Consider the following 18,760-nt stretch of genomic DNA (forward strand, 5'->3'; position numbering starts at 1 on the left):
TTACACCTTCCCCATCTCAACATAAGCGCGTAAAGTTAAACGCCAAATTTTTCGATTTTCCACTGTCAAAAATTGTTTAACGCTTCTCAAAAGTAATTGTTTACGATGCTTTTTCCAGTGAATCCGATCATACTCACGATAAAATTTTGTTTCAGCAGCTAAAATCGACTCATATCTGGTTGTCGACACTTTTTCATAATTGAGCACAGATAAGTCATGCTCCAAACGAATAGGCAACACTTCAATTTTTTTGTGCAGCTGATGAACTTTCCAAAAAAACCAATGATCTAAAAAATCTAAAGAAAAAGCAGGATCAAACCCGCCAATTGTTTGTAAAAATGAAATTGAAAAAACTGTTCCCGAATTGATTGCCATCACTCGCTGCTCCGTCATCCCTACCTCAGAAACTGCTTGATAGGTACGATTAACATACTGATCAGCATAGACAGGTGAGATTTGCTTTCCTTGATCAAAGATCATCGGTACAGCGACAACGCAGTCATCTGAAAATTCAAGCTGACGAACTCGTTCTAAATAACTTTCATTTAAAACAGTGTCTTGATCCAATGTAATCAGTTGCTGAACCGTGGGGAGAGCTTGCGACAGTGCATAATTGTAGGCCGCCGCCAATCCCGGATTTTGCGCGTCATGATAATAATTCACTAACCTATTTTCAAACAATAAATGATATTGCTCTGTTAGACTGTTATCAAAAATAACGAGTTGGATATTTTGATCCACCACAGCTTGTGATAACAGAGCAAAAGAAGGTGTTTTTTCTATTGATTGCTGATACAATACAACAACAACTAAACTAGTTGGCTTCATTAGAAGAAACTCCACCCCCACTTATGGAAAAATTTTGCCATGGAAGACATGAAAATTCGAAATAATTTAAAGTTACGATGTGCGCCTTTCCCATATAAATGAACGACTGAATGAGTTGGGGTATACAGCAATTTGTACCCAGCTTGTTCAAACTTCAAACACAAATCATTGTCCTCAAAGTACATAAAGTATCGAGAATCAAAACCTGCGACCTCAGTAAACTTTTCTGTATCGATTACCATAAAACTCCCTGATATCATTCGAACATAACTATTTTTATCAAGTGGAAGATCACGACACTCAAACTTAGCCAAGCGTTTATCAAACATTTTTTTCACCCATTTAAAAGGAATGAATCGCAACATATAATCAAAAACGTCTAGGTGTTCACGAATCAAATATTGAGCAGAACCATCCTCATTTAAAATCTTAGGGGCTAGCATCGCGCATTCGGGATGTTCCATTAGTAATTCAACAACTTCCACGATTGTTTGCTCGTCTACCAAAATATCAGGATTAAAAATAACTGCATAACGATAGTTACTATTCAATAAGTTTTGATTATGTCCATAACCAAATCCACTGTTTTCCTGATGGAAGTTAATGTGTAGATATGGATATTGTAAATACTCCTTCAATTTCGCCTGATATTCAGGTAAGGAATTATTATCAAAAATAACGATCTCAATTGCTGGTTTTTCACCAATCGTTGCAATCAAGGTATCTAATGTACGAAAAATCTTCTGACTATTCGCGGTCACTATACTGATTAGGACCGGCTGTTCTAATTTTTTATTCATCTAATGATGGTCCCATTTCTTCAAATATTTCTGCAGTACTTGCGTACGATATTCTTTATTTCCCAAAAATCGTAAAGTTTTCAAAATAAATTGGTGCTTTTCACCAATCAATCCAATTAACTCCAGTAACAAAATAATCGCAAATAACATTACCAGTACCAGAACAATTGTCCCGACTTGACCAGCATAATTCATGATCATTGCTGTGAAAGAAAACATTAAAGCCATCGCATAAATCGCCAAGACTGCTCCTTTGTGTGTGAAGCCTAGACTCAACAAGCGGTGATGCAAATGTTTTTTATCCGCAGTCGAAAAAGATACCCGATTTGCTTTTCGACGAACGATTGCAAAAAAAGTATCCGTCACTGGAACACCTAAAACAATCAATAAAGAAATTGATGAAACAAACGTTACATTTTTTAACCCTTGTAAAGATAAAACAGCCAACATAAACCCTAAAAATAATGCACCCGTATCCCCCAAATAAATCTTGGCGGGATAAAAATTATACGGAAAGAAGCCGATGATGCTTGCTACTAAACAGAAAATAACGATAGGAATGTACACAGTGGATGAGTGAAGAAAGAAATACCCAATGATTCCAATTGTAATCAATCCAATCAGTGATACTCCTGCAGCTAAACCGTCCAATCCATCAATCAAATTCACCGCATTTGTGATACCGAAAATCCAAAAAATCGTTACTGGAAAGCTTAACCATCCTAGTTCAAAATGACCAAAAAAGGGTAAAGTGAACGAATCGATGTGAATATCTGCTAGAAAGTAGATGACAAGTGAGGCTAGTAAAATTCCGATGCTTTTTTGCTTCGGCGTTAGCTCGAAGCGATCATCTAGCACTCCTGTAATAATAATGATCAACGCTGCTAACAAAATAGGTACAATATAAAATCTTGGAATAATATCATGAAACAAAATCAACGTTGAAATAACAAAAGATATGAAAATCGGCAACCCTCCCGCACTTGGCATCGGTACTTTATTGATTCTTCGCGCGTTCGGTTTATCAACCATTCCTGTTTGGACGGAAATTATTTTAAATATCGGTGTTAAAATCAACGATAATACTATCGTTAGGAAAAATCTAACGACCATACTAAACGAAACAAGCATCTGGACACCTACTTTAACTTGAGAGTTTTCCCGTTATTATAAAACACTATCATTAGTTTACAATAAGTCGAGTAAAAGAACGTAAAATTTTACGCTTTTTTATTAGAAATTTTATTTTTTATTTTTTCAACCCAACGATTGAGTGGTCCTTTTCGACGTGTTGCCTGACTGCCCAATACATATTCTTGGACCACAGCATTGATGATTCCACCAAGAATGACAATGGTTGCAGCAAAATTCAACCACAGCATCAAAACGATGAAACTTCCGATAATTTGATACCCGCTGACGCGTGAAGCAAAGTATTTCGCATAAATTCCAAAAACTTGCGACAACAACATCCAGCCCACTGTAGCAAAGATCGTCCCTGGCAAAATCGTTTTTAATTTCAATTGAGCATTTGGCACGATCAAGTAAATCAAGAACAAAATAACGAATAAAGCAACTAATGTGACAGGCCACTTCAGCGCTTGAAACTGATCGATCAACTGTAGCGGAAACTGAAAAATCGGTTGAATTGCTTCCAGAATCAGGTTACCTAATCCTAAGACAATGGTCACTCCACCTATTGCGACCATAAATAAGACAATAACAACTAATGAAACAAGGCGGACAATCAAAAAATTCTTTCGATTGTCCACACCATAGGCTTTATTCATTGCAATTTGTAATGCATTGATACTTTGACTTGCTGACCAAAGTGCAGCTAAAGCAGAAATTGAAAGCAAGCTGCCAGAACTTTGAGTCAGCAGATCTTTGACTGCAGGGCCAATAAATTGGTAAATCGTTTCAGGCATAACCTCTCGAACATAAGTTAACACTGTATTTGGATCAATATTCAAAAAAGGCAATACATTGCCAAATGCAATAATCAGCGGAAACAACGATAACAATAAATAATAAGCAACAACAACAGAAGTTGTCCCAATTTCAGAATCATTCATTCGATTTTGAGTTGTTTCGATAAATCGCATCAATTCCTTATTTTCTTTAATTTTCTGCCAAATCCCCATTTACTTCCCCTATACTCTTATTATTAGTATGTGCCTTCTTCACCTTGTGAAGTTAAAATTTTCGGACCCTCTTTCGTAATAGCTAAAGTATGTTCATATTGACAAGATAGCCCGCCATCACGTGTATATGCAGTCCAACCATTTGGATCCATTTTCATCTTCCAAGTTCCCGTATTGACCATTGGTTCAATTGTAATAACCATGCCTTCTTTCAATCGAAGACCTTTGCCTGCTTCACCATAATGAGGGACAGCTGGCTCTTCATGAATAGTTGGGCCAACACCATGGCCGATAAAATCGCGTACGACAGATAAGTTTTCAGATTCAACGTAAGTTTGGATTGCATGACCAATATCTCCAATGCGATTGCCAACTTTCGCTTGTTCAATCCCAAGATACAATGCTTTTTTCGTTACTTCCATTAAACGATCGATTTCGGGTGTTGATTCCCCAACAACATAAGCCCAACAAGAATCAGAAATGCCACCTTTTAAATCGATACACATATCGACTTTAACTAAATCACCGCTTTTTAGCGGTTTTTTCCGAGGAAATCCATGACAAATTTCATCGTTGATACTAATACAAGTTGCATATTCATAACCTTCAAAACCGATTTGGGCAGCAATTCCGCCATGACTTTCAATATAATTTCTGACAAAAACTTCAATGTCCCAGCTTGTAACACCAGGCTTGATAAAGTTGCGTAAGTTTTTATGCACGTCTGCCAATAAGGCGCCAGACTCTGCCATTGTTTCAATTTCACGTGCTGATTTTAATGTGATCATTCTCTCGTCTCCTTTTTACAAATCGTTCTCATTTTACCATAGTTATCAACGTTTAGCCAAATTGCAGTAATCATTTTATCGAGTTCCATTTCCTTTTTTTATCATCGTTTGGTATAATTCTTACGTATTAAGTTAAAATCGTTGATAAATTAGGAGGCAAATCATGGCTTTAGCAAAAATCGTTTATGCTAGCATGACCGGCAATACGGAAGAAATTGCTGATATTGTAGCAGAAGCTTTTGAAAATTTAGATATTGATGTAGAAATTAATGAATGTACACAAGTCGATGCAGATGAATTTGAAGATGCAGACATTTGTGTTGTCGCAACCTATACATATGGTGATGGTGAACTACCAGATGAGATCGTTGATTTTTATGAAGATTTAGAAGATGTTGATCTTGAAGGAAAAGTTTATGGTGTTTGTGGTTCTGGTGATACATTCTATGATGAATTTTGTAAATCCGTCGATGACTTTGATGCTGTCTTTGCCAAAACAGGCGCAACAAAAGGGGCAGAAAATGTTAAAGTTGACTTGAATGCCGAAGAAGAAGACATTGAAAATCTTGAAGCCTTTGCTAAAGCACTTGTAGCTAAAGCTGATTCACTCTAGATGCTTCATTTAAACAAAATTAAAAACCGCTAAAAATCGAATAATGATTTTTAGCGGTTTTTAATTTTGTTTAATACTCACTCAAAGCAAAAAATAAAAAGGTCTACCAAACTCTTGGCACACCTTTTCAAAAAAATGATGCAACGATTTTATGTAAATACAATGGACAGTTCAGCGTGGTCCAATACTAATAATCCACCTTGATTGGTTCTTCTTGTACAAGAATGGCATCGATACTGTCTTGAATCAATTTTTCAATTTGAACATCAGTTGGGTGAATAATTCCTGAAGACATCAATGCAGCAATCCCAGTTGCTACGATCCAAGTACCATTATGAAGTGATTCGATTTGTTCATTTGATAAATTTGCATATGCAGCATCTTCTTTGACTGCGTTCGTGAAATAATTATAAGAGAATTCTTGCATCTCTTCTCCTCCGCCATACTCTTCCAAGTATAAAGAACGGTACAATTTTTTCTCACTGTTGGCAAAATGAATATAATTGTATGCTAAGTCAATGATTTTATGCCCCGTATGTTCAACTGGAAAAATTTCATTGCTCAGATAACTATAAATTTGTTCAAATAACTCTTTTTTTAGCTCATCCATATTTTTAAATTCCAAATAAATTGGTTGTGTCGAGCATTTCATTTTACTAGCGATGTTTCTTGCAGTAAATCTTGAAAAACCCTCTGTAGCAACCACTTCATACGCAGCAGCTAAAATTTGCTCTCTGGTAATCGTCTTTTTTCTTGCCATAATTTTTTAATCTCCTCAAAAATTATTTATAACGCTTCCACCTATTGGTTATTTTAATTGTAACACGTTTTTTTTGATATGCAAAATTTGTTTTTTACTCTACATCTACCCTTTTACTACGGTAATAATCTTAATTTCTATTTTTATAAAAATCATGAAACTAAACATTTCCGTTCGCTATTTACCAATTGTTTCTACTATTAATAAATGTTATCATATTACTGGTTATTAAATCAAATAATGAGGGGGAGTAATATACATGTTATCAAATTTTAATAAATATATGGAGAAATATGCACGCCTAATCACTGAAACCGGAATCAATGTTTCAGAAGGTCAAACAGTTGTTTTACAAATCAGCGTTGACCAAGCACCCTTAGCACGCCTGATCACGAAAGAAGCATACCGATTAGGAGCTGCGGAAGTCATCGTACAATGGACAGATGATACTATTCAAAAAGAATTTCTAACTCACGCAGCAACAGATCGCATCGAAAATGTTCCACAATATAAAATCGATCAAACAAATGATTGGGTAGCAAAAGGCGCGAGTCGGATTAGTGTCGTTTCTGCTGCCCCTGACTCTTTAGCTGGCGTCGATGGCGACCGTGTAGCAAGCTACCAAACTGCTGTTGGTAAAGCGATGATGAATTTGCGTAAAGCAACTCAAGCAAATAAAGTTAGCTGGACAGTTGTCGCTGCTGCAGGTAAACAATGGGCAGCTAAAGTTTTTCCTGACTTACCTGAGTCAGAACAAGTGGATGCACTCTGGGATGAAATTTTCAAAACGACTCGCATTTATGAAGATGATCCTGTGCTTGCTTGGAAAAATCATGATGAAAAATTAGCGAAAAAAGCCGATGAATTAAATCAAGAACAATTTACCGCTCTACATTACACGGCGCCGGGAACCGACTTGGTTATTGGTCTACCAAAAAACCATTTATGGGAGGGTGCTGGTAGTTTGAATGCACGCAACGAAAAATTCATGGCAAACATGCCTACCGAAGAAGTCTTTACAGCTCCTGATAGTCGTCGTGTGGATGGATTTATTTCTAGCACTAAACCTTTAAGCTACGCTGGAACTATTATCGAAGGAATGAAATTTACCTTCAAAGACGGAAAAGTCGTTGAGTTTTCTGCTGAAAAAGGTGAAGAAGTTTTAGCAAAACTATTGGATACAGACGAAGGTGCACGTCATTTAGGTGAGGTTGCTCTTGTTCCTGACCCCTCACCAATTTCACAATCTGGAATCATTTTCTTCAACACCTTATTTGATGAGAATGCTTCAAATCACTTGGCACTTGGATCGGCTTACGCATTCAACTTAAAAGGTGGAACAGAAATGACTGAAGAAGAACTAGCAGATGCTGGTTTGAACCGTAGCCAAACTCATGTAGACTTCATGGTTGGCTCAAATAAAATGGCGATTGACGGCATTCGTGAAGATGGCTCAACTGTTCCAATTTTCAGAAATGGTGATTGGGCATAGTTTTCCTAGATTATTCACCTGATAAAAAGCCCCTCTACAGCACTATGTGGAGGAGCTTTTGACACTTTTATCTAAATTTTAGATGCAATTTAGTAAGTTGTAATTAATAGCCTGCTGATTAAAAGCTATTAATTGAAACAGATGGGGAACCTTTTGAACAAAAACACCAACAAAGAAGCTTCTAAACATTGGTTTAGAAGCTTCTTTCTACGTTCCCTGCCGGAATCGAACCAGCAACTAATCCTTAGGAGGGACTTGTTATATCCATTTAACTAAGGGAACTTTTTAACGATTGATTAAAACATAAAAATTACTTTGAACAACTTAAGTCCAACAGAGTTATTGTAGCTGTTTTGATTTTTTCTTGCAAGCCTTCCCCTGATAAAAGACAATATTTCTTGATTTTCCCTCCCAAAAGCAAACTATTCGCCATCTACTACTCGCTGATGCTACACTTAGAATATAAATAAAACTTATGCTTAGGAGGAATTTTTGATGACAGAAGAGCCAAAAGAAAAAATTTATGCGGAACGTTTCGACGCCTCAAAGAAAGATGAAGAAAAAATTTCAAAAGCTGCTATTCAAGAACATAAAGAAGATCACCCTCAATCACCAAGCAAAAAATTCAAATTTAAGAAAAAACCGACTCAGTAGGAACTGATTGTGTCCGTGATAAAACATGAACAAAAAATTTCATAAACAAATGAAAAAGTAAAAAGAGTCAGGCAAAGCGCGTACGCATTTTGCCTGACTCTTTTTCTTTTAGAAATAATCATTTAAAACAGGTTTTTGATCTGGAATCAGTTCCGCCAATTTTTCAACTAACGCTTCTGAACAAGTCAATTTTTCTTGGAAAACCAATTCTTGAACTTTTTTATATCCCATGAATAATTGCGTTACACTTTGGATCGTTCCACTGACTCTTGGTAACATGGAGTTTGTTACTTGCTTGACCCGAACTTCCCCCTCCACTAGGACCACTTCAAAAATACCTTCATTCCATTGTGCATAAGCATCTTCCGTTACTTCAATAGCGAAAGCACCTTGTGTTTTCGGGAACGGATATTCGGTTAAAAATTTAGCTATATCAACAATTCTTCCCATCATATCAGGTGTGATTGTTGTTTTTGCAAAAGGATTTGCAAGTAGTGCATTCAGATTATTCCCAGCATAGCCACAAGCAAACGCAAATGTTTCAAACGCCCCACTATGTGAACCAATAAAGCGAGCAAGTGCTTGAAACGCAGTATGTGTCAAATAACCCCATTCGACAATAGTAAAAATTGGTGTTTCCAAGCGATAAACTAAATACCCTGCCACTGCACCAGACTCATCATAGTATAACGCAAACTGGTGACCTTTCTTTTGGCGGAATTTAAAATCAATCCACCAAGCTTCTCGTGCTACTGCACCACGTTGATTGTCTGCCATTTGGGGATAAATCTCAGCTATTGCTTCTTGGGCTTTGTCAAATGAAGTCCTAACCATTTTTCCCGGTACTTTTTTGACTGCAGGAAAGTCACGGCTAGCTAATTCATAATGAACCTTTTCAAACAATAGTTCATAGCCATAACGACGATAAAAAGGATAAGAAAATGGTGCTAAATAAGACAATGTCACATCTCTTTCTCGACAATCAGTAAGAATTCGCTCCATGATTTGATTGATTCCGCCTTGTCCTCTCGCCTCTGGATATGAAGCAACATAGCCGATTCCAGCCATCAACAGGTCTTTTCCATGAAAAGTAACCGGAAATGGTGTGGCCATCACTTGACTCATCAATTGTTCTTCTTCATTAAAAAAACCATAATTCCACGAGTGTTCTGCGATGGTTTGAAACCGTTCTCGACGTTCAAATGTATCTTCAAAATTAAATGCGTAAGCAGCCAAATCAAACATCTCATCGATTTGTGCACTGCCTAATTCTTTGACCTTTTTATTCATTCTTGCTACTCCTCCTACACAAAAAACTGATTGATGACTTGCTTGAAGTTTTCTTTGCAAACTCCAATCCACGCTCAATCAGTCCATTTACAACTTGCTTTTTCTTTTTGTCATATAATGATAACCTAATAGGTTTCTTCAATCATCGTCAACATTTTTTTGAATTGGCGACGTTTGAAGTACATCAAGATTGTGCCCAAAACCATATCATTTAACTTTTGTAATAAACCGTGCGAAGTCATTTGTTCCGTGTAATGGATTTCACACGAGGAATCATCAATTGGTTTGATTTGATAGTGAACCACAAAATCATTTTTAGTCGTTGATGTCCGAAATTTATAAGACTGGTTTTCAATGACTTCCTCGATTTTGATTCGAGCACGGCTAGATTTAGAAAATACTTTTACATATTCAAAGTTATTTAGCTGTTTACGTGTGATACTTTTCCCCGTTGCTTTACGTACATCAAAAAGAACAGAGTCCATAACTTTATCGTAAAAGAACGATGCCGGAATATTCAATTTTTTCGTAAGTTCCATTAGTTATTTTTCTCCTTTACTTCTTTTTTCTTTCCTTTTTTAAAGAAATAGATACCTAAGCCTAACAAAAACAAGCCTGTAACCATGCTATATAAATCATAACTTTGGGTATTGGGATTTAGACTATACAATAACACTAAAGAACCAATACTACATAAAAATAAGCCATTTTTTATCATTTAAACCATCCTATCTTTCAAACACTTTTATTATACTGCAGTTGCTTGGAAATATAAAACTGTGCCCCAAGGTTGTGCTTTGATCAGCTCTTTCGCTTTTTTAGCGGCTGCTTCCGGATCACTTGCCGTTGTTTCAAACATTAGCTTGATTCCTTGTTTTTCTTTAAATTGGAAACTGATTCCATCTTCGTTGAACCCTTCTAAAAGTTCTTTGATAGCATCTTGTTGCATTGCACTTGCGATTGTAATCATTGATTTATCCTCCTAATATTTACAAAAAAGACTGCTTCCACCTCACTGGAAGCGTCAGCAGTCTATCTTTACTTCATTATAGTTGTTCCCCTGCATTAGGGTCCATTTTGTTTGCTGCAATAACAAATGGTGCCCAGATCAAGAAGGTTACGATCATACATACCAAGGTTACGATTGGCGCACGCCAGTCAGCTCCCGTTGCTAGGAATGATAGTAAGAATGGCGGTACAACCCATGTTACTTGTTGTGATACCGGTGCGACCAGACCTAGGTAAGTTGCTACCCAACCAATTGCTGTCGCAACAACTGGTGCAATCAAGAAAGGAATAAACATGATTGCGTTCAATACGATTGGCAAACCAAACATTACTGGTTCATTGATATTGAAAAGACCAGGTCCAATTGACAGTTTTGCAACTGTTAAATAATCCGCACGTTTTGAGAAAATCAAGATAGCAATCAAGAGAACGATTGTCCCACCTGAACCACCGAACCAAGCGAACGCATCAAATGAACCACGAACCCACATATAAGCTTTGCCGTCTTCAATAGCATCTAAAACTGCTGGTGTCCCTGTTTTTCCGTTGTATCCTTTTTGGAAAATATCGATATTGATCAATTGTGCTTGTCCCCAAATACCTTCTAATACTGGCGCCAATACGTTTGGACCATGAATCCCGAAGAACCAGAAAATTTGCACAAAGATCGTAACGATCAATACAGCACCGATCCCTTGTGATAAACCAAGGAATGGTTCAGCAATGTATTTTTGAACCAAGTCAATAATCAATTGACCATCAGTAAAACGTCCGACAACATAGTTAATAATTGCAATTACATATAAAGCGATTGTTGCTGGCAAAATAGCTGCGAAGGCTTTAGAAACTGCCGGAGGTACTGAATCAGGCATTTTGATCGTAATGTCAGCTAACATCAATTTACAGAAAATAATAACAGAAATGGCACCCATGATCATAACAGTGAAGTAAGCATTTCCATTTAGGTGATTGATATTCAACCATCCCCATAAACCAACAGACAATGTTCCATCTGCTACAGTCGCACCAACACCACTGTTGTTGATTGCTTCTGCTACGTTTGTTGGAACATCCACATTTAGTGCTGCTGATAAGGAAGGACCAAACGAGATCCCTTGAATCAACGTTGCTAAACCTACGATACCACCTGCTAGGTCATTAACGCCATAAGCACGCGCTAAGTTATAGCCCCAAGAAAAGGCAAAAATCAGACCCGCAATAGCTAGTGTTCCGTTCCAAACAAAACCGTTGATCCCAATAATAACATTTAATACTGCATAGAAACCTTTGTCTGCTGCTAAACTATCTGCATAAGTACTAATAAATTGCTGTGGCAAATCACGAATGATTGCATTGATCATTACAGCAACAGACCCTGCCATCGTTGCAGGCATTGTGCCGATAAAAGCGTCACGTAAAGCAACTAAGTGCTTCTGCGCGCCAATTTTAGCGGCAACCGGTAGGATGTGTTTCTCCATCCAAGCTGTTAATCCGTTCATTTTATTGTTCCTCCTATAAGTTTATTTATACAAAGAGTTGCCTCCCTATACCAAATTAAAAAAATCCGTTCAAAATTTTTTCTTCTTCCGTTCAAAAAAGAAGGTGTTGGCGTATAACTTCTTCCGTTCAAAAAAGAAGTGTTACTCATTTCCTAAGCGACGATAAATATCAATAATTTCTTTTGCTAAGTCTGTAAACGCAATTGAAGTCATCAGATGATCTTGACTATGAACCGTTAATAAAGTCACTTGTACATGATTCCCTTGCGCTTCTTGAGTTAACATTTCTGTTTGTGAATGATGTGCTTGGACTAATGATTCTTCAGCATCCGCGATTTTTTGATCTGCTAAGGTAAAATCACCTTTTTTTGCTGCCGCAATTGCTTCCATTGCATCACTTTTTGCGTTCCCACCAAACATGATCAAACCCATGATTGCTTCTAAATTTTGTTGATCTTCCACGTGCGTTTTCCTCCAAATGTCTTAATCAGTTATTTCATTAAACTTTCTGCTTGTTCAAGCACTTTTGCACCATTCATCATACCGTAATCTTGCATGTTGATGACATCCAAAGGAATGCCTTTTGGTGCTAATTTTTGTTCAAATTGGGATTTCATGAAGCGGACTTGAGGTCCTAATAAGAGTACGTCTACATTTTTTGCTTCCAAATTGTTGTCTGCATCTGAAGCTGAAACTGCAAAGATGTCTGCATCGATTCCTTTTTCTTCAGCTGCTTTTTGCATTTTTGTTACAAGTAGGCTTGTGCTCATTCCAGCGGAACAAACTAACATGATCGTTTTTTTCACCATTTTCTTCACTCCTTCTAATTTGTTTTACACTTTATTATAATGCAAGAAGTGTGCCAATAAAAAAAAGGCTAAAATAGCGTTTTCACGCTTTTTAGCCTTCTGTTTCAGTGCGCACACTACTGTTTTTGTGTGCAAATAAGTAATTAGTGTGCCGTACTGTATATATTATTCATTTTTAATTTTATTTTCCAGAAACATCTGTGTAAGATAGGCGATCTCATCTTCCGAGATTTTGATTTGATATTTTCTTTCTAATGGCATTAAATTCGTACGAACCATATCCATCTCCAGTCGATATTTCTTGGCAAAATCAGGAAGCTGCTTAAAGACCCTACTTTCTTCGTTTTTGATAAGAGCATCAATCATAAATGCTAAATGAATCAAGATGCCTGCATCAACACCTGGCTCCACAATGATTGAAATATCTGTTTGAACTTGTTGAACTACCTTTTGCAAGGAATAAATCAGTTCATCCATTGCTGGAATAGATGACAACGAGTCTTTTAACGAATAGACAATCTTATCAATTGGGATTTCATCGTCAGCCATTCGTTTCAATGTGTTTAATTTCTCATCATTGAAAATATCGTATGCCGAAAAGAATGGGATATTTTGATAATCCACATCTACTGTTCCTGCAATTGCTTTGATCTCGTATTCTTCTAAAAGAGCATCGATATGTTTTTTGAAAGATTCTCTTTCTAAAAACTGCATTTGGATCAACTCAACTTTTTGTTGATTGATAACTGGTGCAATTCGTTGGTAAAGCTTCGCGGCTACGCCTTCCCCAGTAAAGCAAGTCACGATAACTGCTTTTTTACGTTGTGTATCCGCCGCATCACCTAACTTGAATTGGTCACGAACAATTGATTCAAAGGATAGTTGGATATTTTGATAAATATCTTCTAAACTTCTTCCAACATTTGCCATTCGGATTGCTTCAATCACAATCATCGTACTTGTCATCGTGATTGCTTTTGTCCGAACACCGGTCTCTTCATAAATCAAATTACTAAATGTGTTTAAGGAACCCATATCAGTTAATAACAGCAAACCATTGCTTAATTGTGCTTGACGAGCTTTCACATAAGTTAAGACTTCTTCATACATCGTTTGAACTTCCATGGCAAGTGGCATATTAAATGCTGCCCCTATGTTCGTTCCAAGCAGTTCTTGTGCCATCTCCAACATACTAGAAGCTGTTTGGCGCCCGTGCATCAATACAAGAACATCCACATTATTTTCTTTGACTCGCTCACTCTCCCCTAAATTAATTGACAAAAACATGCTGATGAAGCCTATTTCATCAAACGGAATCTCCACTTCGCATTCATCTTCAATAATAGTAGACAAATCAATGGCGACTTGGAACTCTTTCTTAAAGTGTTTGCGGATATTATTCAAATCTGGATGAACGATCATGTGACCATCACGTACCCGATCTAAGGTACTTTGTAAATGTAAAGCAAAAGCAAATCGCGCTTTTTCATTATAGATCCGATCCAATCGTTCTTCTGCCACGTCATATAGTTGATTCGTCAACTGCCAAATATCATCTGGCAACAAATCTTTAGGAATATTGCTTTGCGTCAATTCTTCGACATAGGTTTCAAAGTACTCGTCGACATCTTTTGAAATCAGTGCTTCTAAATCAATACTTTCCACACCAGTTTCAGACAAACTAGCTACTTTTTCTTCAATATCATTATAAACTTGCATATTACGTTCAGGATCTTGTGACCAAACAACATCTGCCAATCCCGGCTCAAAGGTTAGGTACTGGCTTTTGCTTTCGATAAAATGATCTAAGCGTTCTGGAAGTTCCTTGATTTTTAACAAGCCCTTTTGAACTTGCAACGAAAGTTCTTCTTTACGAATAATCAATTTTTGCTCGTTATGCGTGCGGTAATGCAGAAATGATTTTGCACAGACCAGTTTTAAATCACGTTTCACTTGGCCGATATTTCCTTCTGCATCATAGAGCATAAACGCTAAAATTGCTTCTCGCTCAATGTCGATTCGTTGATTCAAACGATTCGCCTCTTGTTTAATGAAAAGCGAAATGATTTCATACCGTTCATCCAATGAACGGGAAGCTAAGTTTGGCAAGGTAATTGCCATCGGAATCCGACGATTAAACGTCGTCAAGAAACTTTCAGAAGACTCTGTCGTAGCTCCTATGATTTGCACGGCTGCTTCATGAACTTGTGCACTTTCCCCTAATGGTCGATAGATTCCTTTATCAATAAAAGTGAACAACATTTCTTGTCCTTCTGGTGGAAGGCGATGAATTTCATCAAGGAATAAAATCCCGCCATCTGCTTTTGCAATCAAACCGGGACTATCTTCTGCCGCTCCTGTATAGGCGCCTTTTTTGATCCCAAAAATGTGTCCAAACAATAACTGAGGATTCTGCGCGTAATCTGCACAATTAAATGAAACAAACGGTGCATCGGGTGCCAAAGTTTCAGAGTCCATTGCAAAATGATACATACATTCTGCAAACATCGATTTTCCTGTACCTGTTTCCCCAAAAATAATCGTATGTAAGCCTCTTGGTGGATAGAGAATCGCTGCTTTTGCTTGTTGGATACTCACTTTTAGCGACTCATTTTCTCCTACTAATGTTTCAAATGTCACTTGTGTTGATGAGTCGACATGGACTTCTTCTTTTGCTTCTTTAGACATAGAATAAACCACCGGGCGACCAGCGGTTTTCATAATTTGTCGCTCTTTATATAGATCACTTAAATAACGGCTTGCATTACTTCGATCAATGTGAAGATGTTTAGCTACGTCACTTGCTGTTAAGCCGTGTTGATTGATTGTTAATAAATGGATGATTTCTTTCTTGCGAGCATTCATACAAACCCTCCTTTAGTGAGTTTTCATTGATGCCGTTTTCAACATAATAACACAAAAAGGCGCTTATTTGCGCCTTGCTCCTTTATTTTTTTGCTTTTTTGTTTTCTTCTTGTTCTTGCTTTTTTTGTTTAATTTTTCTGTTTCAGGAAGCATTTTTGTGTGTTTCGAGACTGTTCGATCCGCTTTTTTTAGTGGACGTTCTGTTTTTTCTTCTTTTTCAGCGGGCTCATGATGCAACATCCCACCGTACAAATAGATTTCAGTTATTGTGATGTCCGCCTCACGCGCAATTTTCTTCATATCTCTTAACTGATTGTCTTGAACCAAAGTAATGACTGTACCAGCATTACCCATTCGTCCTGTACGACCTGAACGGTGAAGATATGTTTCGACATTGAACGGCACTTCCGCGTTGATAACATAAGGTAATTTAATAATATCTAAGCCACGAGCAGCCACATCTGTCGTCAACAAAGCTGTTGTTTTACCTGCCTTGAAATAGTCTAGTGCTGCTTTTCGAAGCAATTTGTTTTGGTCTGAAGCTAAACTTCCCACCGTTACACCACGAAACGTTAGTTTTTCTTCCATCAGACCTAATTCACTTAATTGGTTAAAAAAAACTAATCCTTGAAAGCCATCCACATGCATCAAACGGCGCAAGTAGTCATCCTTTTTACGTGCAGGAACACGTAAAAAGTAATGTTGCAGACCCTTTCTTGACTCGTCTTTGTTAGAAACATCTATTACTTGAAGTTGTTTTCCACTAATTTTTTCAAACATTTCCAGCGAGCGATCAGCCGTAGCAGAAAAGAAAGCGAATTGATAATCCACTGGTGCTTGATGCAAGATTTGTTTCACTAATTGAACACTACTTTCATCAAATAACTGATCAGCTTCATCAAATACCATTGTTTGGATTTGATGTGCTTTCAATTTTTTAGCCTTCATCAATTCTAACACGCGCCCGGGTGTTCCTATTAAGATTTCCGGTTTTTTCTTCAGCCCTTCGACTTGTCGTTTCACATTCGCACCACCAAGTAATGATTGAACTTTTAGATCAACTAAGGCTGCCCATGCGCGAGCCACTTCCGTTACTTGGATTGCCAGCTCTTGTGATGAAGTCAAAATAAGTAGACTGCTACCAGCTTGTGGTTGGACATTCAGCAGTAATGGCCAGAGATAAGCTAATGTTTTGCCAGAACCAGTTGGGGAAATGGCTACCAAGCTTTCTTTTTCACGTAATTTTTGAAAAACAGCTTGTTGAATCAAAGAAGGTTCTTCAAATCCTTGACTCGTCCATTTTTCTTGCCATTTTTCGGGAAATGCTTGTATAAATTCATTCATTAAATTTCTTCCTCATTATCTGCATCAAAAGTGATGCCTCCATTTTTTCTTAAGTCATAAACGACTTGATTCACATTTCGTGCTAATTCGACCCATTCTTCATACAATAAGCCCCATGCACGATCTTCACGATGGTTCAATACGTTCGCAAAGTCTTTCGCTTCTTCTACCATTGGATTTTCAGCAACTTGAATTGCTAGATCCACGATTTCTTGGTGATTTCGATCGTGAAATTCTGCTTTCTCAATCGCATTTACACCATTTAAAACTAAAGTTCCTGAATCAAAATAAATTTCAGACGGCATAAATGAATCGCCAATTTTTCCAGGTTGGATTGCAACATCAAAAGAATCATAGCGTAAAATTCCCCAGCCAAGACCATCGACCCCAGTTGAAATTTTTCTTGAAAAATAGTGGACTTCTTTTGGCATACCGAACCAAGCAACTGCCGCATAAACTAAATAAACGCCTAAATCCATCATTGCCCCACCAGAAAAATGAGGAGAGAATATGTTTGGTTCTCCACCATCTAGAACTTGATCATAACGAGAAGAATACTTCATGTAGCTAAAGTTCGCACCAATGATTTCGTCTTTTGAAGGTAAGTGATCTGTAACTTTTTTAAAGCCTTTTTCATGAATATTGCGAGCAGCTTCAAAGAAATACACTTTTTGTTCATTCGCTAGATGAATGATCTCATCCATTTCTTCTGGCGTTGAAAATGCAGGTTTTTCAACGATTACATTTTTACCAGCTAAGATTGCTTGTTTAGCTTGTTCAAAATGAAGACTGTTTGGTGAAGCAATATAAACAGTATCCATATGGGCAATTCCAAAGAATGTTGTTAAGTCTGTCGCAAACTCGATATCCCCCGAATACTTTTCGCCAAATGTTTGGGCTTTTTCCAATTTTCTTGAATAAACTGCTGTTAACTCATATTTTTTCGTACTTAAAGCTGCTTCAACAAATTGATGTGTGATCCAATTCGTCCCAATAATACCTAAATGAATCATTTTCTCGTCCCCTTTTCTTTACTGATTTTCAATCACTGGGTTTTCAAATGGTGCCTCCAAATCAAAAGGAATTCTTTGCTTTAATCGCACACTATTCGCGTTCACCACACAATTATACGTAAGAACTTGAACCCCTGCTGCTTGAGCCGATTGAATAGCCAATGCAAATTCTGGTTGCATTTCTTGATGAATCGTTGAGACTGTTACTTGTTCAAATTGAGCAATAAACAAAACATACGTCAAGTACCCTTCTTTGCGTGCATCGATCAATTCCAAGATATGTTTCAGTCCTCGCGTCGTTGGCGCATCTGGGAATGCTCCGACAGCTAAGTTTTCCAACGTCATCCCTTTAACTTCCACAAAAATTTTTTGATTCGTCGAAGTTTCCAAATAGATATCAAATTTTGAATGATGATACACAACTTCCCGTTTCAAAAAAGTGATTTCTCCTGCCAACTCAGGCAACTGGATAAGCCCATTTAAAATGCCTTCAGCTGCTAATTGATTGGGTAATTGACTATCAATATTGAACCAAACATCTTTTTTCTTCACCGCAATCAAATCATAATCGGTTTTTCTTTTAGGACTTGGCGTGTAAGTCACTGCAACTTGCGCACCTGGAAGAAACACTTCTCTTCCGCGTCCTGTATTCTTGACATGAGCAGTGATGATCTCACCATCTGCTTTTTGACAATAGGCAATAAAACGATTGGGTCGTTCAAGAAAAGAAACGACCTCGACTTGTTGATACTCCACTTGTTGTCACCTGTCTTTCTATCTAGTATCCTATCATAATTTCACTAAAAACACTTGAAAAACCAGTCGAAAGTCTTAGAGAATTTTTATCCTTTTT

At 37.3% G+C, this 18,760-nt stretch carries 20 protein-coding genes and 1 tRNA gene; 3 read left to right on the forward strand and 18 right to left on the reverse strand.

The annotated features are described in order from the left end of the window. The 5 genes from AC4BC3_RS08435 to map all read right to left on the reverse strand — a co-directional run bounded on the left by AC4BC3_RS08435 (window position 1) and on the right by map (window position 4,560). Window positions 1–828 (reverse strand): glycosyltransferase, encoded by an 828-nt coding sequence (locus tag AC4BC3_RS08435; protein WP_490466269.1) that lies wholly within the window; start codon window positions 826–828, stop codon window positions 1–3. Continuing rightward, entirely contained in the window at window positions 828–1,628 is an 801-nt protein-coding gene (locus AC4BC3_RS08440; RefSeq protein WP_206909040.1) for a glycosyltransferase, read from the reverse strand. The genes AC4BC3_RS08435 and AC4BC3_RS08440 overlap by 1 nt, the downstream gene beginning before the upstream one ends. Further along, window positions 1,629–2,759, reverse strand: a complete 1,131-nt coding sequence (locus AC4BC3_RS08445) for a glycosyltransferase family 4 protein (RefSeq protein WP_206909038.1) — start codon at window positions 2,757–2,759, stop codon at window positions 1,629–1,631. 89 nt (window positions 2,760–2,848) lie between these two features. Beyond that, the gene (locus tag AC4BC3_RS08450) at window positions 2,849–3,772 is read right to left on the reverse strand and encodes a YihY/virulence factor BrkB family protein (RefSeq protein WP_490466270.1); all 924 of its coding nucleotides are present in this window, start codon (window positions 3,770–3,772) and stop codon (window positions 2,849–2,851) included. A gap of 23 nt (window positions 3,773–3,795) precedes the next feature. Next, window positions 3,796–4,560 (reverse strand): type I methionyl aminopeptidase, encoded by a 765-nt coding sequence (map, locus tag AC4BC3_RS08455; RefSeq protein ID WP_206909034.1) that lies wholly within the window; start codon window positions 4,558–4,560, stop codon window positions 3,796–3,798. Between the two features lie 163 nt (window positions 4,561–4,723). On the opposite strand from map, the gene AC4BC3_RS08460 reads away from it, so the two are divergent. Beyond that, complete coding sequence (locus tag AC4BC3_RS08460) at window positions 4,724–5,173, forward strand: flavodoxin (protein ID WP_490466271.1); 450 nt, start codon at window positions 4,724–4,726, stop codon at window positions 5,171–5,173. 187 nt (window positions 5,174–5,360) lie between these two features. Here the strand turns inward: AC4BC3_RS08460 and AC4BC3_RS08465 are convergent, their stop codons facing one another. Continuing rightward, window positions 5,361–5,933: a TetR/AcrR family transcriptional regulator gene (locus tag AC4BC3_RS08465; protein ID WP_206910389.1), complete on the reverse strand. Its 573-nt coding sequence runs from the start codon at window positions 5,931–5,933 to the stop codon at window positions 5,361–5,363. Window positions 5,934–6,192: 259 nt separating this feature from the next. Here AC4BC3_RS08465 and AC4BC3_RS08470 point away from each other — a divergent pair, with 259 nt between their 5' ends. Beyond that, window positions 6,193–7,425: an aminopeptidase gene (locus AC4BC3_RS08470; RefSeq protein ID WP_490466272.1), complete on the forward strand. Its 1,233-nt coding sequence runs from the start codon at window positions 6,193–6,195 to the stop codon at window positions 7,423–7,425. Window positions 7,426–7,635: 210 nt separating this feature from the next. On the opposite strand, the gene AC4BC3_RS08475 is transcribed toward AC4BC3_RS08470, so the two are convergent. After that, a tRNA-Arg gene (locus AC4BC3_RS08475) sits at window positions 7,636–7,707 on the reverse strand. A 213-nt stretch (window positions 7,708–7,920) separates the two neighbouring features. Here AC4BC3_RS08475 and AC4BC3_RS08480 point away from each other — a divergent pair. After that, window positions 7,921–8,079 carry a hypothetical protein gene (locus tag AC4BC3_RS08480; RefSeq protein ID WP_490466273.1) on the forward strand — a complete coding sequence of 53 codons (159 nt, stop codon included), beginning with the start codon at window positions 7,921–7,923 and terminating at the stop codon, window positions 8,077–8,079. Window positions 8,080–8,187: 108 nt separating this feature from the next. Here AC4BC3_RS08480 and AC4BC3_RS08485 read toward each other — a convergent pair whose 3' ends face one another. The 11 genes from AC4BC3_RS08485 to sfsA form a co-directional block, all read right to left on the reverse strand. Further along, window positions 8,188–9,369 carry a GNAT family N-acetyltransferase gene (locus AC4BC3_RS08485; protein ID WP_490466274.1) on the reverse strand — a complete coding sequence of 394 codons (1,182 nt, stop codon included), beginning with the start codon at window positions 9,367–9,369 and terminating at the stop codon, window positions 8,188–8,190. Between the two features lie 125 nt (window positions 9,370–9,494). Beyond that, on the reverse strand, window positions 9,495–9,908 hold the full coding sequence (locus AC4BC3_RS08490; protein WP_206910393.1) for a DUF3284 domain-containing protein: 414 nt from the start codon (window positions 9,906–9,908) through the stop codon (window positions 9,495–9,497). After that, on the reverse strand, window positions 9,908–10,087 hold the full coding sequence (locus AC4BC3_RS08495) for a DUF3188 domain-containing protein (protein ID WP_067480612.1): 180 nt from the start codon (window positions 10,085–10,087) through the stop codon (window positions 9,908–9,910). Before AC4BC3_RS08495 ends, AC4BC3_RS08490 begins: the two co-directional genes overlap by 1 nt. A 30-nt stretch (window positions 10,088–10,117) precedes the next feature. Next, on the reverse strand, window positions 10,118–10,339 hold the full coding sequence (locus AC4BC3_RS08500) for a hypothetical protein (RefSeq protein WP_206910395.1): 222 nt from the start codon (window positions 10,337–10,339) through the stop codon (window positions 10,118–10,120). Between the two features lie 76 nt (window positions 10,340–10,415). Continuing rightward, on the reverse strand, window positions 10,416–11,876 hold the full coding sequence (locus tag AC4BC3_RS08505; protein WP_206910396.1) for a PTS sugar transporter subunit IIC: 1,461 nt from the start codon (window positions 11,874–11,876) through the stop codon (window positions 10,416–10,418). Between the two features lie 141 nt (window positions 11,877–12,017). Then, window positions 12,018–12,338 (reverse strand): PTS lactose/cellobiose transporter subunit IIA, encoded by a 321-nt coding sequence (locus AC4BC3_RS08510; RefSeq protein WP_206899996.1) that lies wholly within the window; start codon window positions 12,336–12,338, stop codon window positions 12,018–12,020. A gap of 29 nt (window positions 12,339–12,367) precedes the next feature. Continuing rightward, the gene (locus tag AC4BC3_RS08515) at window positions 12,368–12,685 is read right to left on the reverse strand and encodes a PTS sugar transporter subunit IIB (RefSeq protein WP_067480601.1); all 318 of its coding nucleotides are present in this window, start codon (window positions 12,683–12,685) and stop codon (window positions 12,368–12,370) included. Between the two features lie 165 nt (window positions 12,686–12,850). Beyond that, on the reverse strand, window positions 12,851–15,550 hold the full coding sequence (locus tag AC4BC3_RS08520; protein WP_206910398.1) for a sigma-54-dependent transcriptional regulator: 2,700 nt from the start codon (window positions 15,548–15,550) through the stop codon (window positions 12,851–12,853). Between the two features lie 63 nt (window positions 15,551–15,613). Continuing rightward, window positions 15,614–16,894, reverse strand: coding sequence for a DEAD/DEAH box helicase (locus AC4BC3_RS08525; protein ID WP_490466275.1), 1,281 nt, complete (start codon window positions 16,892–16,894; stop codon window positions 15,614–15,616). After that, a complete protein-coding gene (locus AC4BC3_RS08530) occupies window positions 16,894–17,907 on the reverse strand; it encodes a Gfo/Idh/MocA family protein (RefSeq protein WP_206910400.1) in 1,014 nt (337 codons plus the stop codon). The genes AC4BC3_RS08525 and AC4BC3_RS08530 overlap by 1 nt, the downstream gene beginning before the upstream one ends. 18 nt (window positions 17,908–17,925) lie before the next feature. Beyond that, window positions 17,926–18,663, reverse strand: coding sequence for a DNA/RNA nuclease SfsA (gene sfsA, locus AC4BC3_RS08535; RefSeq protein ID WP_490466276.1), 738 nt, complete (start codon window positions 18,661–18,663; stop codon window positions 17,926–17,928). Window positions 18,664–18,760 lie beyond the last annotated feature (97 nt).

It is taken from the genome of Enterococcus sp. AAFC-DPL-6103, assembly GCF_058216595.1.